At 70.9% G+C, this 16,665-nt stretch carries 11 protein-coding genes; 6 read left to right on the top strand and 5 right to left on the bottom strand.

The genetic code is table 11. The features are described 5' to 3' along the window. Window positions 1–3 precede the first annotated feature (3 nt). Window positions 4–1,026, top strand: coding sequence for a DUF4331 family protein (locus HJC40_RS27130; protein ID WP_250005019.1), 1,023 nt, complete (start codon window positions 4–6; stop codon window positions 1,024–1,026). A 31-nt stretch (window positions 1,027–1,057) separates the two neighbouring features. Beyond that, window positions 1,058–1,531 (top strand): GFA family protein, encoded by a 474-nt coding sequence (locus HJC40_RS27135; protein WP_250005021.1) that lies wholly within the window; start codon window positions 1,058–1,060, stop codon window positions 1,529–1,531. 103 nt (window positions 1,532–1,634) lie between these two features. On the opposite strand, the gene HJC40_RS27140 is transcribed toward HJC40_RS27135, so the two are convergent. Both HJC40_RS27140 and HJC40_RS27145 read right to left on the bottom strand, forming a co-directional pair. Then, window positions 1,635–2,816 (bottom strand): low temperature requirement protein A, encoded by a 1,182-nt coding sequence (locus HJC40_RS27140; protein WP_250005024.1) that lies wholly within the window; start codon window positions 2,814–2,816, stop codon window positions 1,635–1,637. Window positions 2,817–2,824: 8 nt separating this feature from the next. Then, window positions 2,825–3,706 (bottom strand): NmrA family NAD(P)-binding protein, encoded by an 882-nt coding sequence (locus tag HJC40_RS27145; protein ID WP_250005027.1) that lies wholly within the window; start codon window positions 3,704–3,706, stop codon window positions 2,825–2,827. Window positions 3,707–3,909: 203 nt separating this feature from the next. Here HJC40_RS27145 and HJC40_RS27150 point away from each other — a divergent pair, with 203 nt between their 5' ends. Both HJC40_RS27150 and HJC40_RS27155 read left to right on the top strand, forming a co-directional pair. Beyond that, on the top strand, window positions 3,910–6,744 hold the full coding sequence (locus tag HJC40_RS27150) for a BTAD domain-containing putative transcriptional regulator (RefSeq protein ID WP_250005030.1): 2,835 nt from the start codon (window positions 3,910–3,912) through the stop codon (window positions 6,742–6,744). 90 nt (window positions 6,745–6,834) lie between these two features. Beyond that, complete coding sequence (locus tag HJC40_RS27155; RefSeq protein WP_250005033.1) at window positions 6,835–7,833, top strand: hypothetical protein; 999 nt, start codon at window positions 6,835–6,837, stop codon at window positions 7,831–7,833. A gap of 516 nt (window positions 7,834–8,349) precedes the next feature. Here the strand turns inward: HJC40_RS27155 and HJC40_RS27160 are convergent. Continuing rightward, the gene (locus HJC40_RS27160) at window positions 8,350–8,715 is read right to left on the bottom strand and encodes a helix-turn-helix domain-containing protein (RefSeq protein WP_250005036.1); all 366 of its coding nucleotides are present in this window, start codon (window positions 8,713–8,715) and stop codon (window positions 8,350–8,352) included. A gap of 97 nt (window positions 8,716–8,812) precedes the next feature. Between HJC40_RS27160 and HJC40_RS27165 the strand changes: the two genes are divergently transcribed. Next, window positions 8,813–9,754: an NADP-dependent oxidoreductase gene (locus tag HJC40_RS27165; RefSeq protein WP_250005039.1), complete on the top strand. Its 942-nt coding sequence runs from the start codon at window positions 8,813–8,815 to the stop codon at window positions 9,752–9,754. A 482-nt stretch (window positions 9,755–10,236) separates the two neighbouring features. Next, window positions 10,237–10,947, top strand: a complete 711-nt coding sequence (locus tag HJC40_RS27170) for an alpha/beta fold hydrolase (protein ID WP_250005042.1) — start codon at window positions 10,237–10,239, stop codon at window positions 10,945–10,947. 114 nt (window positions 10,948–11,061) lie between these two features. Here the strand turns inward: HJC40_RS27170 and HJC40_RS27175 are convergent, their stop codons facing one another. Further along, window positions 11,062–13,887, bottom strand: a complete 2,826-nt coding sequence (locus HJC40_RS27175; RefSeq protein WP_250005045.1) for a LuxR family transcriptional regulator — start codon at window positions 13,885–13,887, stop codon at window positions 11,062–11,064. After that, a complete protein-coding gene (locus tag HJC40_RS27180) occupies window positions 13,884–16,601 on the bottom strand; it encodes an AAA family ATPase (RefSeq protein ID WP_250005047.1) in 2,718 nt (905 codons plus the stop codon). The genes HJC40_RS27175 and HJC40_RS27180 overlap by 4 nt, the downstream gene beginning before the upstream one ends. Window positions 16,602–16,665 lie beyond the last annotated feature (64 nt).

A 16,665-nucleotide genomic window follows, 5' to 3' on the forward strand; every position in this document is an offset into this window, starting at 1 on the left:
ACTGTGTCTCACCATCTCGACACCCCCTTGGCGGCGCAAACCGGGCAGCTCCTTCTCGACGACCTGTGTGTCTTTCCGGGTGAGGAAAGCACTGTCTTCGTGATGGACGTCAACTCGACGATCAACGGCCTGCACTCCGAGCCGAGCTTCCATCCCGAGGCCCGGTACGAATTCAAGGTTCACTTCGACGGCGCCGGGAACGAGGAGCTGACCTACCGGTTCTCCTTCGGCGAGCCCGACGCGGACGGGCGGCAACCTCTGCGGTTGCACGAGCTCACCGGCGGCGACGCCCGCGACGACTCCGCCGCCGGAGAGTTGCTGCTGGCAGGCCGCACCGGCGCGGTCTCCGGTGACTCGGGTGTACGCCTGTGGGCCGGACGCATCAAGGACTGGTTCTACATCGACCTCTCGCTCCTGTCCAAGGTCAACGCCGCCGTCGCCGACGGGTCCGCGGTCGACCTGTCCGGCTGGCGCCCCGAGAACGCCACGAACAGTTTCGTCGACACCACCGTCGACTCGATCGTGCTCGAGGTTTCCCACCGGCACCGACGGCTGCGTCCCGGCAATCGGATCGGGGTCTGGGCCGCTACCAAGCTGGCCACGGACGCGGGCGGCTGGCGCCAGATCAACCGGGCCGGCCACCCCATGATGTGGCCGATCTTCTGGCCCGCCGACGTGCGCTTCGATCAGCCTTTCGACACCCAGCACGTCTCCCTGGACGTCGAGTCGGACCGGGCCCACCTCGCGGAGCACATCGCCGCCACCGTTGCCGCCAGCCGGTCGTCAGCCGATCCCACCGGCTACGCCGAGACCCTGGTGCGGGAACTCTTTCCCGACGTGCTCACCTACACGATCGGCACACCGGCGACGTACGGCTTCGCTGTGCGCAACGGCCGCACGCTGGCCGACAACGCCCCCGAGGTCATGCTGTCCCTGGTCACGGCCTCCGCCATTCCCTCCGGCCTGAGTCCTGCGAGCAACGAACGACTGCGTACGGCGGAATTCCCGTACGTCGTCCCGGCCTGAGCCCTCACCCCCCGACATCGAAGGATCCGACATGCCCGAGAAGTTCACCGGCCGCTGCGTGTGCAAGGCCATCTCGTACGAGTTCAGCAACGCCCCCGACTTCGTCGCCAACTGTTACTGCAGGGACTGTCAGAAGTCGTCCGGTGCCATCATGGCGACCTATTTCAGCGTTGCTGCCGACGACTTCAAGCTCCTCAGCGGCACTCCGCGTTCGTACCCTTACATCGCCGCCAGCGGGAACACGCTGGAGCGCAACTTCTGCCCTGACTGCGGCGCCCGGCTGTTCCAGGACAGGCTCTCCGGGTTCCCCGGCCAGGTGTTCGTGATGCTGGGCAGCCTCGATGACCCGGAAACCGTCAAGCCGCCGATCATGGAGATCTTCACGCGGTTCCGCATCTCCTGGACGAAGGCGCTCGACGTGCCGCAGTATCCCGGTCGTCCCGACGGGGTGGAACTGTCGCCGAGCGAGCGGGAGAAGGTGGGCGCCGGCGAAGGCTGCGGCTGACTTCCGCTCCCGCTGACACGTGTGTACGCCGGCCGCCGAGGCGCATCTCCGCTGAGTCTCGGCGGCCGGCGCGCCGGGCCGGGGGGAACACCGCGCAAAGGTTCTACCGCACCGGATCCGGGTCGGTCCGGGACTGTCGCAGCACGGTCAGGGCAACCACCGCCGAGCACGCCAGCGCGACGACGAGGATCACGCCGGTGGTCGTCAGGACAGCCGTGGCGAGCGGAGACAGCAACACCACCGCGGCGGCCGGAACGACCACCGCCCCGGAGATGCCGGTGAGCGGCACGAGCGGGGCGTGCACCGCCCACAGCAGAAGCAGGAAGACGCCGACCGGGATGGCGACCGCCGCGCTGACGACAACGTCGGCCGCCTCCAGCGGGTGCCCGGTCCGCCGGACCGCGACCTCCAGGCCCGCGCCCAGGGCGGCCAGCGCGGCGAAGATGCCGTAGTGCCCGTAGCCCCAGACGTAGGCCAGGCGGCGCCGCTGCTCCAGCCCGGTGGCGGCCCGTTGCAGGTAGTACAGCCACCAGAGCGCGAAGACCAGCGTCAGACCGGACAGCGCGACCACCGCGAGGGGGCCCCGGTGGCCCGGGACGCGCAGCGCCTCCTCGACCGCCGTCGTGGCGGCCATGACGCTCTCGCCGAGCAGGATGATGGTGAACAGGCCGTACCGCTCGGCGATGTGGTGCGGGTTCCAGCTCGCCGCGCCGGCCCGCTCGGCCCAGAGCGGCACGGCCATGTCCACCAGCGCCAGCACGACGGCGCTGGGGAGCGCCACCGAGGCCGGCAGCGCCAGCCGGACGAGCCAGCCGGCCTGCGCGACGCTGTAGCCGACGGCGGTCCGGACCGGCCCGCCCCGATGCCCGGGGTCGCTGATCGCCGCCCGGATCCACTGCGCCACCAGTCCGGCCCGCATGATCAGATAGCCGATGGTGATGCCGCGGAAGTCCCCGTCGTCGAACGCGGCCGGCACCCCGGCGGCCAGGATCAGCACGCCGGCCATCTGCATCATCGTGAACAAGCGGTACGGGACGTCATCGGTGTCGTAGCCCGAGGCGAACCAGGTGAAGTTCATCCAGGACCACCAGATGGCGAAGAACACGGTCAGGAACACGGCAATGGCCGGCACCGTGCGGCCGTCCTCGATGCCGTGCGCCAGCCGACCGGCGATCTGGCCGGCGGCCACCACGAACGTCAGGTCGAACAGCAGCTCCAAGGGCGTCGACGCGCGGTGGCGCTCGTCCGTCCGGCGAGCCGTCATCCGCGCGCGCAGGGGACGCATCAGGTCTCCTACCTCGAACGCGACGGCGTCGCGGCGGTGAACTCCGCGGCGTGCTCGGCGGCGAACCGGGCGAAGGTGCGCGGGGCGCGTCCGAGCACCCGCGCGAGATCGGGTGCCACAGCCGCCACCCAGCCCGCGCGGACGACCTGGTCGTAGAGCACGGTGATGTCGCGGGCGTAGCGGGGCTCGTGGCCGTCGGCCACATAGCGCTGGTAGAAGGCTTCGGCGTCGCCGTCGGTGTAGGTGATCGTCCGCCCGGTGGCCTCGCTCAGCAGTCCGGCCGCGTCGGACATGGTCAGTGACTCGGCTCCGGTCCACACCTGGTCGGTGGTCGGACCCGACTCGACCAGGACGGCCAGGGCCGCGGCGACGTCGACCGCGTCGACCATCGCCATCGCGCCGTCGCCGAACGGCAGCCGCCAGGTGCCGTCCGGCTCGATCCAGGCAGCGAACTGCAGCAGGTTCTGCATGACGTAGCCGGGCCGCACGACGGTGGCCGGCACGCCGGCGGCCCGCAACCGCTGCTCGGCCTGATAGTGGTCGCGCGCCAGGACGAGCGGCGCGTCGGGGGCCGGGCCTCCGACCGACAGTTTGATCAGGTGCGCCACGCCGTGCCGCTCGGCGGCGTCGATGACGGTCAGTTCCTGCCGCACCTGTCGTTCGCTGTTGGCGGCGATCAGCACGACCTGGTCACAGCCGGCCACCGCCCGGTCCACCGCGGCCGGATCGTCGAGGTCGGCGACGACCGCGAGGGCAGCGAGATCACCGAGGGCGGCGGCCCGGCCGGCGGTGCGGACAGCCGCCCGGACATCGTGGCCCGCGGCGGCGAGGTCGTGGACGAGCCGGCTGCCGATGGTGCCGGAAGCGCCGGTGACGAGAACAGTGGTCATAGTCGGATCCTTCGTAGGTGTGTGACAGCACCCGGACGCTAGAGACCGGCACTGAACCAGGAGTTATCTCTCACGAAGCCCGACTGGGCCCGAGGTGATCCGCGTCCCGATCGGGCTGGTCAGGTGACGTATCACAGACTGCTGCCTAGTGTTGGTCGGGCACCCGGCCCTGAGCCGGGTGCCGTCGTACGTGAGGGGGTCGGATGTCTGAGCCGCGCGACTTGTCCGGTTCTCTGCGGTTGGCGGTGCTCGGGCCGGTACGGGCGTGGCGCGACGGCACCGAGGTGGTCCTGGGCGCCCGGCAGCAGCGCCTGCTGCTCGCGCTGCTGGTCCTGCGGGCCGGTGACGTCGTCGCGTCCACGGAGATCGTCCGCCTCATCTGGGGCGACGATCCGCCACCGACGGCGCAGAACATGGTCCACGCGTACATCGGCTCGTTGCGCCGGCTGTTCGAGCCCGGGTTGCGGCCCCGCTCCAACGGCCGGTGGCTGCTGCGCGAGGTGGGCGGATACCGGTTCGTGCCCGGGGACGCCGACATCGACCTGTCCCGGTTCCGGGAGCACCTCGACCGGGCCGGGCAGCTCGAACGCTCCGGCGCCGAACCGGACGCCCTCGACTTGATCCTGGCCGGGGTGGGTCAGTGGCACGGTCGCTGCGCCACCGGGCTCGGCGCGGATGCCGAAGCCGACCCGGCCTTCGTGGCCGTCGAGCACGAGTACGTGCTGGCCGCCCGGGCGGCGGCCCGCCTCGCGTTGCGGTGCGGCCGGAGCGCCGACGTGCTGTCCCTGCTGCGCGAGGCGGCCGCCCGCTACCCACTGGACGAAAGTCTGCACTCGGACCTGCTGCGCGTCCTGGCCGCCGACGGCAAACAGGCCGAGGCGATCGGGCTGTTCGGTGAGCTGCGCCGCCGGCTTGCCGAGGAGTTGGGCGTCGACCCGGGACCGGAGCTGAAGCGGGCGTACACGCACGTTCTCCGCCCGCCGGTCGCCCCGCCGGACGAGGTCGCCGCCCCCTCGCCCGAGGCGCCTCCGGCGATCCGGCCGGCTCAGCTGCCGTCCGACCTCTCGTCGTTCTCGGGCCGCGACACCTGTGTCCGGGAAGCCGTCCGCCTGCTGCGCCAGACCGATCGTGGCCTGCCGGTTCTGGCCTTCGACGGGATGCCCGGCGTGGGCAAGACCACGCTGGCGATCCACGTGGCCCACGCGGCCGCGGCCGACTTCCCCGACGGGCAGTTGTACGTGGATCTGCGCGGCTTCGACACTCCCGCGGACAGCGCCGACCCGGCCGAGGTGCTGCACGGTTTCCTCACCGCCGCGGGCGTCGCGCCCACGTCCGTACCGGCCGGGGTCCAAGCACGTTCGTCGCTGTTGCGCAGCGTTCTCGCCGGGCGGCGGATGTTGCTGGTGCTCGACAACGCGCGGGACGCCGACCAGGTCCGCCCGCTGCTGCCCGGCACCGCCGGGAACGGTGTGCTGGTCACCAGCCGCAGGCGGCTCGCCGGGCTGGCCATCGGTCACGGCGCCCGGCTCGTACGGCTCGAGGTGCCGTCGGTGGCCGAGGCCCGCGCCATCTTCACCGGCCGGATCGGGGCCGGCCGGGCGGCGGCGGAACCGGCCGCCCTCGACGAGATCATCCAGCTGTGCGGACGGCTGCCCCTGGCGCTGGCCATCGTCGCGGCCGGCTTCGCCGTCCAGGCCGGTGAACCGCTGGCCGCGATCGCCACCGAGCTGCGCCGGGCGCCGCGGACGCTGTCCGCGATCAGCGACGTCGAGCCGGAGCAGGACCTGCGCGCGGTCTTCGGGTCCTCGTACCGGCTGCTCAGCGAGGCGGCCGCGCGGATGTTCCGGTTGCTGCCGTTCAGCCCGGGCCGGCATGTCACCGCCACCGTCGCCGCCGCGCTCACCGGCGAAAGCGTCGCGCACGCGCGCCGGCACCTGCACGAGATCAGCCGGACCGGCCTGATCGAACAGTTCCGGCCGGACCACTACCGGCTGCACGACCTGATCCGTGGGTACGCGCTCGACCTCGGGCCCGGCGGCGACGAACGGACCGGCCGCGAGGTGACCCACCGCATCCTCGGCTACTACTTCCGGACGGCTCAGGTCGCGAACCGGCTGGTGCGCCCCGGCTACGAGCCGGTGCCGGTGCCCGGATGCATGCTCGGCGTCGCGGCCGAGCCCCTGCCGGACGAGGCGGCCGTGATGGCCTGGACCGCCGGCGAGCGGCACGCCCTCCGTACGGTCATCGTCGAGGCCGCGCAACGAGGCGACATCCGGCATGCCTGGCAACTGGCCCTGCTGACCAAGGATCTGTTCCACCGCCACGGCTGGTGGCAGGATTCCGCGACCGTCCTGGCCCTCGTGCTAGAGGCGGCCGAACGGGCCGGTGATGTCGAAGGGGCGGCCCAGAGCCGTCGCGGCTTGGCCGTTGCCGAGCACCTGCTCGGCAACTCGGACACCGCCGTCCACCACCTCAAGATCGCGTACGAGGAATTCGGGTCGTACGGGGACGAACTGGGTCTCGGTCTGGTCCGGATGAATCTCGGCTACATCGCCCATCAACGCGGTGAGCACAGCGCCGCCGTCGACGACCTGACCGCCGCGCTGGCGAACTTCAGCCGGCACGGGCAGCGGCAACTGGAGGCGGTCGTTCTGGCCACCCTGGCCGAAGCCTGGCTGGCCCTCGGCGACGAGCAGCGCAGCGCCCGGTTCGCGGCTCAGGCGGCCCGGCTGTGCGCCGAGCTGAAGGACGCGTGGAACGAGGCGCGGGCGGTGGGGACCCTGGCCCGGATCCGCCGGCGCAACGGGCGGTTCGTCGCCGCGATCAGGCTGCACCAGTACGGCATCGACCTGCTGCGCCGGCGGGGATCCCTGCTGGCGGCCGCCGAGGACACCAACGAACTCGCCGACACGCTGCAGGCCAGCGGGGAGACCGACAGCGCCCGCCAGGTCTGGACCGCCGTGCTGGACCGCCTGGCCGGCGAGCCGACGACGCCGCCGGCCATCCGTGCCGGACAACGTCTGACCCAGACCGGCTGACCGGCATCAGCGGCGAGTCAGTGAAACATCATTGCGGTCGTTCAGTCTCGGGAGACGCACCCTGAAACCGAGCCGGCCGAGGAAGTCGCCATGTCTCCAGCACCGCCTGTCGCCACCCTGCACAAGGTGTGGATCCAAGTCTTCGTCACCGGCCTGATCATCGGTGCGGCGTTCATCGCCGTCTACGTCGGGCTGCAACGGGATCCCGAGCCCCGCCACCTGCCGCTGGTGGTGGTCGGCGGGCAACTGGCCGGCGCCGCGCGGTCCGGGCTGGGCGACGCCGTCGAGGTCACCGAGGTCGCCCGCCTCGACGAGGGCGCCGAGCTGGTCAGGAACGGCGATGCCATCGCGGTCGTCGGCGCCACGTCCTCGACGTCCCTGCTCCTCGAGTACGCGGGTGCGAGCGGCATCAGCGAGAGCGCCGCGGTCCGGCAGCTGGTCGCCGGTCTGGCCGGACAGGCCGGCCTGACCGTCGAGGAGACCGACATCGTTCCGCTGACCCGATACGACGCGCGCGGGCTGGCCACGTTCTATGTGGTCTTCGGGGTCACACTCGCCTCGTTCGTCCTGGCCCAGGGTCTCACCGGCGCGGCCGCAGCGGTGCGCCTGCGCCACCGGCTGTACGCCATGGGCGGCTTCGCCGTCGTCATCGGGGTGGTCGCGGCGACGATCGCGGGGCCGATCTACGGATCGCTGACGGCCCCGTTCCCGCTGCTGGCTCTCTCGCTCACCCTTCTGTCGGCCGCGAGCGCGTTCGCGACCAAGGCCATGGGCGTCTGGCTCGGGCCGGCCGGCTTCGGGCTGGCCGTCCTGGTCCTCACCACGATCGGCAACGCGACCAGCGGGGCGACCCTCGGCTATGACGTGCTGCCGACGTGGGCTCAGGCGCTTTCCGCGAAGCTGCCGCCGGGAGCCGCCGTCCGCGCCGTCAACGACTTCGGCTACTACGACGGATCACATGCCGGTCTGCCTCTGGTCGTCCTGGCTGTCTGGGCCCTCGCCGGGTTCGGCCTGGTGCTGCTGCGCCAGAGAGTCACCGCGCCGCCCGCGCCGGTGGCCCCTCCGGTCGAGGCGCTGACGTCGCGGTGATCGACCGGGAGCGACCTCACTGGGCGGTGTGTCATAAGTCTGGGTGGTCGGAACTCCCAGCTCCTCGAGAGGTGGAGGCGGAGGGACGTCCGTCGGCCGAGCCGGCGTCCGGATCTGCCGAGATCAGTGCCAAGAATCCACCGCCGCAAGGGTGAGGACTGCTCTATCAACAACGACCTTGAGCCATAGCGCATGCTGGACTCTTGAGTTGTCGATGGACACCGTGCGTAACACCCCGAGCGGGTTCCATCGGGCGATTGGCGACACCAAACAGGGCCCGCGCTGTCCGACGCGTAAACCACCGCATCTATGACTTGATCACCGCAGTGACCAGCAGCAACTCGAGAACGCAATGGCCCTGCCTATGACGAGGACCGATCACAGATCCGCACCGGCACCGGACCGCAAGTGATGGCCGCTCTGCGCAACGCCGCCATCGGGGCCCTGCGAACCGCCGGCAATGCGCTTTCAGTTGTCCGGGTGACGACGCATTGCCGGACGATTGATATCAATAGTTTACGATGGTGTTTTAGCCTTACGTCGTTCGGCCATCATGGTTTTTCCGTGCAGGCTCGCCCAGTCGAGCAGCGCCCGCAGTGGCGGCAGCAGACTTTCGCCGAGGCTGGTAAGACTGTATTCGACACGTGGTGGGATGGTCGGAAATTGCTCGCGGCGGATCAGGCCGTCCTGCTCGAGGCCCTTCAGCGTAAGCGTGAGCATGCGCTGGGAAATGCTCTCCACGCGCCGGTGGAGTTCGTTGTATCGCACGGGTTCGCCTGACGCCAGGGCCGCGATGACGAGCGCGCTCCACTTGTCGCCGACGCGCGCCAGGATTTCGGCCGTCGCCTGACAGTCACTCACCGCTGCCTCCGGCGCGAACATGCGTGTGCGTGTCGCTCATAAATGTGCCTCCTTGCGCGACCCTGGGGCGCGAACGAATCTAGTGTAACGCACACTTTGTTCGTCCTAGGGGAATCACATGAAACGTATTGAGTACGCCCGATACGGCGGCCCGGAGCTTATGCGCATCGCCTCGTTCGATCGGCCTGCGCCCGGCCGCGGCGACGTCTTGGTGCAGGTGGAGGCCGCGTCGATCAACCCCGTCGACTGGACGATTCGGCGCGGGAGGATGAGGCTGCTGGCAGGGCCCTCTTTCCCTCGTGCGATGGGCAAAGACTTCTCCGGCAAGATAGTACAGATAGGTGCCGGCGTCACCGGCTGGAATGTCGGCGACATGGTGCTGGGATGCACGACAGTGAAACGCGCAGGAGCGTTCGCTTCTTTGGCGCTCGTTCGCGCCCGCGACATCGTGCGGATGCCGGACGCGATGTCTTTCGCGCAGGCAGCCACCCTTCCTACCGTCGGTCTGACCGCCTGGCATGCGTTGGTCAAACAGGCGAAGCTCAAGGCCGGACAATCGCTGCTCGTGAACGGAGCAGCCGGCGGCGTGGGCAGCGCGGCCGTCCAGATCGCACAATCGCTGGGCGTGCGGGTGACAGCGCGGGTCGGCAACCGATCGTTCGAACGCATGAAGGCGATGGGCGCCGACCCGGTCCTCGATTATCAAAAGCCGTTGCCGACAGCACTGGATCAGAGTTTCGATGTCGTCCTCGACTGCAACGGCAGCATGACTGCTCGCGAACTCGATCGCATGCTCAAGCGGGGCGGAATCGCTGTGGACATCACTTTCCGGGCACCCAAGCTGCTGCGGGCCATATTCCTCCGGCGCCAGAAGCTGGCATCCGGATCAGTGGATCAGAGAGCGCTCGTGGCCGTGGCTGAATTGGCGGCAGCCGGAACGCTGCGTCCGGAGATCGGAGCCGAGGTGTCTCTGGACGAGGCCATTTCGCTCATCACGCGTCTCGAAGAAGGCGAAAAGCTCGACGGGAAGGCGGTCATTCATTTCCACCACCGAGGCTGAAAGAGGCCGGTCGTGCCGTGGCAGGTGGTATCCGTCGGACGTCGTGACCCAGGTCATTGCCTTGTCGGATGGCCGCTGTTCACTATGTGATCAGGTCGTGTGAGCGACGGCGTTTCCGGTGGCACCCGCGATCAACACGAGCGAGCGCTCTCGAAGCCATCGACCAACTCGGCTTGACCGCAACCCGTCCCCACCACCATCAAGAATGCCGTTGTCGTGGTGAATCCAGTAAGGACCAGCACCTCGGCAATCCATCGACTGATTTTGCCGCCCGGACATGTCGCGGCCGCTTGATAACAGCCACACTTCGGCGATCCGCGGGTGGCGAAACTCGGTAACGAGCCCTCCGGATCTCGGTAGGTGTTACCCAGGCAGATTGCTGTCGCGGCCCGCAGCGTCGAGGTCATCGAGGCGGCCCAACGGCCGGGATTCGCCGAAGCGCCCGCTCCGGCGACCATCGCAAGAACGGAGACACCAAAACGATGAGCCCTACCATTCTGCTCGTGCACGGAGCGTTCGCAGATGCCGCCAGCTGGTCCCCCGTAACCCAGCTGCTGCTCGACCAGGGACACACCGTCCGCGCCGTGGCCGGACCCAACCGCAGCCTGACCGGCGACGCCGAATACCTGCGGAGCACCGTCGAACAGATCGAAGGGCCGGTACTGCTCGTCGGCCACTCGTACGGCGGTTGCGTCATCACCGTCGCCGGCGTCGCGGAGAATGTCGTCGGCCTGGTCTACGCCGCCGGTTACGCCCTCGAGGTCGGTGAGAGCATCGCGTCGATCGAAAGCGGGTTCGACAAGACCAGCCTGCAGTCGAATATCGTGACCGAGTCTTACCCCCTTCCCGGCGGCAGCGACGGGACCGAGCTTCTCGTCAAGCCAGAGGCCTTCCCCGACGTGTTCGCCGAAGGCGTCCCGGCGCAGACCGCGCGAGTCTTCGCCGTCTCGCAGCGGCCGTTCAGCACTCTCTGCGTGACCGAGACCGCGTCCGCCGCGGCGTGGAAGACCAAGCCCGCGTGGGGCATCGTCTCTACCCGCGATCGCACCATCAACCCTGAGGTGGAGCGGTTCGGGTATGAGCGGGCGGGCATGCGGAAGGTCGTCGAGCTGGAGGCTCCGCACCTGGTGATGCACACCCACCCGGTAGAGGTTGCTGCATTGATCACCGAGGCGGTCGCCGAACTGTCCTGAGCCGTGCCTCCGCTCAGCTACCGCGCGCTGCTTTCTCCGGGTGGCGGGGGTGTGTCGCAGCGGGTCGAGCCCGACGAACCTCTCGGCAAGTGATCCGGTGGTGGAGCTGGGGGATCAGCGTGGGGAGGAGCTCAGATTCCGCAGCGCTGCCGGCAGGTGCGCGCGCTTGCTGATGCCTAGTTTTGGGAAGATCCGGTACAGCACTGCTCCGACGGTGCGGTGCGACAGATAGATCTGGTCGGCTATCTCCTTGTTGGTCAGGCCGGACGCGGCCAGCTCGGCGATCCGCAGCTCTCGCGGTGTCAGGTCGGGGTGCCCCCGGCCCGGCGCCGCCTGCGGCTGGTTCGGCATGCCCGAGGCCCGGAGCTCACCCTCGGCCCGGGCGGCCCACCGCACCGCCCGCGCCTCCCGGAACGCGTGCAGCGCCAGGGCCAGGTGGTCGTGCGACTCGGTGGCGCGACGTTGGCGGCGCAACCATCGGCCGTACAGGAGCCGGGTCCGCGCCGTTTCCAGGAGGGCGCCGGCCTCGGCGCCGGCAACGATGGAAGCCTCGAAGCGGGCCGCGGCGTCGTCGCCGTCGGCCACGAGCGCGAGCGCCCGTTCGACGATCATGGTCAGCCGGGGTGAGCCGAACGCGGCCGCCTGGTCCGACGCGTCGCGCAGGCAGTCGGCGACCTCCGGCGCCCGGCCGAGCTGGACGGCGACCTCGGTGAGATCGGCCAGGGACCACAGGGCGCGGATGGGATGCCATCGGAGTTGCCACAGATGCGCCCACGCGTCCATCGGGCGATTCTCTTCCAGTGCCAGCAGACCGGCCGCCCAATGCCCGTCCAGCGCCGCCATACCGCCGGCTTGGGCGGGTGTCTCGCCGAGCTGGCCGAGCATCTCCCGGGCCGCCCGGTGGTCGCCCAGCCAGACGTGACTGAGCGCCGCCCCGGCCGCGGCCATGCCGGCGATGTGCTGGGCGCTGCTGTTACCGCTCAGATGGAAAGCGTGGTCCGCGTCGGCCAGCGCACCGGACAGGTCGCCGGCCAGGAAACGCTGGATGCCCCGTCCTCGCAGGCACTGCGCCTCGTCGACCGGCGCGCCCGTCCGCTGTGAGATCTCCACCCCGGCGTGCCAGGCGGCGAGCGCGGTCTCATGATCATGGACGGCCTCGGCGGCGATCGCTCCGGCGATCATCCCGTAGGCGGTCTCCGGCACCCGGCCGACCAGTTCCCGGACGGCGGGCCTGAGCAGCGCCGCCCGTGCCGGCGGGACGATCGTGGCCAGCGCCAGCGTCTTCATCGGTGACGACGATTCGATGGCGTCGAGATCGGCTTCGACGCTGCGCCACTCCTGCTGCGGGAGGTTCTTGCCGCGGCAGTTGATGGCGGCACACCACAGAATGCTGATCCGCTGGTCGGGATAGCCGCGCCCGCCGCGCCCGCCCAGCCGGCGACTCATCGAGCGGAGGTCGGCGGTGGCCATTCCCCTGAGCGAAGCGACCATGCTGATGGCCAGGTGGGTCACGGCTATCCGGACGATGGAGTCGGGGTCGTCGGCCAGCTCCCTGGCCTCGCGCAACAGCAGACCCGCGCTGTCGAGCTGGCCGGCCATGTTGGCGGCCTGCGCGGCGAGCGCGAGCCTGCGGCCACGGTTGCGTGTCAGGGGAGTCAGGTGGGCCGAACGGGAGAAGGCCGCCGACGCCTCGGCCTGGGCTCCGCGTTCCTGCGCCCGGCGTGCGGCCTGCTCCAGGGAGGCCGCCACGGATTCGTCGTGGTCGGTGCTCGCCGCGGCGCGATGCCAGGCGACCCGGCCGGCGTCGGTGGTCACGTCGGCCAGAACGAGGTGCGCCCGGATGACGTCGGCGGCGGGGGCCGACCCGTACACCGCTGAGGGCAGGATCGGGTGCCGGAAGGCGAGGGTGTCGCCGGTCAGCGCGACCAGTCCGGTGCGCTGCAGAGGTGTCATGTCGGCGGCGTCGAGGCCCAGGCGCAGGGCCGCGGTCATCACCTCGGGCAGGGACATCCCCGCACCGGCCGCGGCGAGGAGCAACAGGGTCCGGCTGCGCTCGGGCAGCTCGGCCACCCGGTCCAGGAAGGCGGTCTCCAACCGGCCGGTGTTCGCCCGATCCGTCGGCTCCCAGGTCTCGCCGATCGGCCGGCTGCGCTCGAGAGCAGCCGCCAGCTCCAGGGCGACCAGGGGGTTCCCGCGCGCGGCGCGCACGATGCCGGCCCGGCGCGAGACGTCCGGCGCGCCGGTGGAACGGTCGAGGATCGTGGCGATCGAGTCGTCCGGCAACGGCCGCAGACGCACCCGCTCGGCCGCGACCGACCGCAGCTCCACGGGATTGCCCTCCTCCCGCAGCGTGGTGATCAGCACGACCGGCAGGTGCCGGATCCGGCGGGCGATGAAGGCGATCACATCGACACTGGACCGGTCGAGCCAGTGGACGTCCTCCACCACCAGCAGCAACGGCCGGCGATGAGCCGCCTCCTCGACCAGGCCGAGCGCGCCCAGACTGATCATGAGGCGGTGCGGGCGGTCGCCGGGAGACAGGCCGAGGGCGGTCGACAGGGCGGCGCGCTGCCGGGCCGGTACGGCGGTGAGCCCACCCAGCAGAGGCTGAAGAAGCTGATGCAGCCCACTGAAGCCGGGCGCCGCGCCGTTCTGGATGCCGGCGCACTGAACCTGTCGCAGGCCGGCGGCCCGGCCGGCCCGGGCCGCCGCGGCGACCAGAGCGGTCTTGCCGATGCCCGGCTCACCGTCGACGATGGCGACCGTGCCCTCGTACGGAAGGCGCCCGAAGCTTCGAGTCAGCCGGTCCAGCTCCTCGTCGCGACCGATGATGTGCCGGGATCGCGCCGCCTGCGCGGCGGCCCTTCTCCCGCGTGTTGTCCGGTCGCGCTCGGCCGGCGCGCCGGGCAGCCGATCACCGGCGGGGATGCGGGGGCTCACCGGGCGTCGATCAGGGCCTGGCCGACCTGGCGGCGGTCGGTGATGGACAACTTGGCGAAGGCCCGGTAGAGGTGGCTGCCGATCGTCCGGTGCGACAGGAGCAACTGGGCGGCGATCTCGCGGTTGGACAGACCGTCGGCGGCGAGCTCGGCCACCTGTCGCTCCTGAGGGGTCAGGCTCTCGCGGTACCGGCATTCCGTGGTTGCCGGGCGGGTGGATCCGGCCCCGGCGGCCGCCAGCTCCCGGTGCGCCAGTGTCGCCCAGGGTTGTGCCCCGGCCGTGCCGAAGACGGCCATCGCGGTCGACAGGTGCTCCCTCGACCGGACGATTCGGCGCCGGCGTCGCAACCACCGTCCGTAGGCCAGATGGCTCCGGCCGAACTCGAGCACCGAGCCCGCCCGCTCCGCGGCGACGATCGAGGCTTCGTACGACCCCTGGGCGTTCGCCGACGAGTCGAGCAGAGCCCGCGCTCGGTGGGTCAGGGCCAGCAGGTGGTCCGAGCGCAGCGTCCGGGCGTGCGCCTCCACGGCCGTCACCTGGTCGGTCACCAGGCCGGCCCGGCCCGACATGACGGCCGCCTCGGCGCAGTCCGCCACCGCCCACGCGGCCGTCACGGGGTGGGACCCGACGGCCTGGAGGTCGATCCACGCCGCCCGGTAGCGGCCCTGGACCAGGGCGGTGAGCCCGGACGCCCAGCCACGACGGGCCCTCGTGGAGGACCACGACGCCGGCTCGTGCCGAGGGCTCGTCGCGTCGCCGCGCTCGGTTCCCTCACCGATCCAGGCCTGGGCGACAGCCAGGACAGCGTGAGCCTCGGCCTCGACCGCTCCGAGCCCGAGCGCGGAAGCCATCCGGCGGGCTTCGCACGCCTCGGCGGACGCCTGCCGCAGATCTCCGGACAGCACCCGCAGCATTGACAGGCAGAGCAGTTCCTGAGCATGGTCCGCCGAGCGGCCACCGTCCCGGAGCAGCCGCGCCGACCTTTCGTGGACGGCGACGGCCCCGTCCCGGTCGTGGACGGCCTGGGCTGCTCGTCCCAGGACACTCAGCAGTGCCGGGTCATCGCTCGTGCCGCCCAGTTCGCCCAGCCGGTCGCGAAGGGCCGCGCCGTGGCCGAGCGGGTCGAGGATGGCCAGCGCGGCCGCGCGGACGGGGTCCCACCGCGCCGGGTCCAGCGCCGCGAGCTCGGCCGTGGCTTCCTCGAGCACCCGCGCCGGCTGGGTGCAGGTCGTCGACAACACCGCGGCCGCGGTCAGCAGCCGCACTCGCTCGGCCGTTCGGGACCGCCCGGTCAGGTCGGCCAACCGGCGCGACAGGGTCAGCAGCAACGGGACGTCCCCGGCGCCCGTGCCGCGGCTGCTGCGGTCGCCGGCGCGGGTGATCGCTAGGGTGGTCACGTCCGGCGATTCCCCGGCAGCCGCGTAGGCCTCGTGCAGGAGGCGGTCGGTGGTGGAGGTCTGGCCGGCCTGACGGGCGAGCTCAGCCGCGTCGCCCAGGCGTTCCGCTCGCCCGTCGATGCCGGGCGACAGATCGGCCGACCACTTCAGCACGGTGATCGCCTCGGTCAGAGCTCCCCGCCTGGTCGCCCGGCGGGCGGCCTGTTCCAGCGCGGCGGCGACCTTCCCGTCCTGATGCGGTGTCGCGGCGGCCAGGTGCCGGGCGGCCTGCAGCGGCTCACCACTGACGCGGGCCAGAGCCCGGTGGACGGCGATCCGGTCGGTCATCGGGGCGTCGGCGTACACGATGGCGGCGAGCAGCGGCTGCCGGAGCACGAGTCGCTCGCCGCTGAGGTCGAGCAGACCGCGCCGGGTCAGCTCCCGGGCGTCGGCCGGGCCGGTGCCCATCGACGAACCGGCCCGCACCAGCTCCGAGGTCGTCGCCGGCGCGGCGGCCGCGGCACACAACAACAGCAGACGAGTGGACTCGGGCAGCGTTCTCACCTCGTCGAGGAAGGAGTTCGCCAGCCTGTCGGTCGGGGGGAACCCGCTCAGCTTCCGGGCCGGACCGGAGGCGTACTCGACCAGGGCCAGCGGGTTGCCCGCGGCGAACTCGAGAATGCGGGAGCGCTCGGCCGAGGACAGGTCGCGGGCCGAAAGCCTCAACAACTCCTCGGCTTCGCATTCGCTCATCGGCGTCAGGCAGGTGAGTGTTTCCGGCGCCGGCGCGCCGGCCGAGCCGTCAACGGTGCGGCTGGTCGCCAGCAGGACGACAGACGTGCGGGTGATCTCGCCGGCGACGAATGACAACACCTCGGCGGACGAGGCATCCAGCCACTGCCAGTCGTCGACGAGGAGCACCACCGGCCGGCGGGCGGCGGCCCGTTCCAGCAGTCCCAGGACGGCGAGGCCCACGGCCGGCAGGTCCGGGTCCGGTCCGTCGAGCTCGCTGAAGGCCGTCGACAGGGCCGTCCGTTGCCGGTGCGAAAGCCCGGACAGGTTGTCCAGCAGGGGATACACGGCCTCGTGCAGGTGCCAGAGCTGGTGGGCCCGGTCGTGCCGCGATCCGGTGCACCGCAGGACGCCGAACCCGGCCGCCCGTGCCGCGTCGTGGGCCGCGTCCAGCAACGTCGTCTTCCCCGTCCCGGGGCCGCCGACGATGGTGACCGTCCCGGTTCCGCTGACCTGGGACAGAGCGGCGGCGATCAGCGACCGCTGCTCGAGACGTCCGACGACAGGCGTCGCTGTCGTGTGCGAGTTCTTGGGATCGCCCGACATGCAAGCTCCCTCCGGCCGAGACTGATGACGAACCGGTTCGGTCGCCACGCCGTATGAGCGGGCC

Origin of the sequence: Actinoplanes sp. M2I2 (assembly GCF_023544445.1) — a bacterium.
Lineage (GTDB): Bacteria > Actinomycetota > Actinomycetes > Mycobacteriales > Micromonosporaceae > Actinoplanes.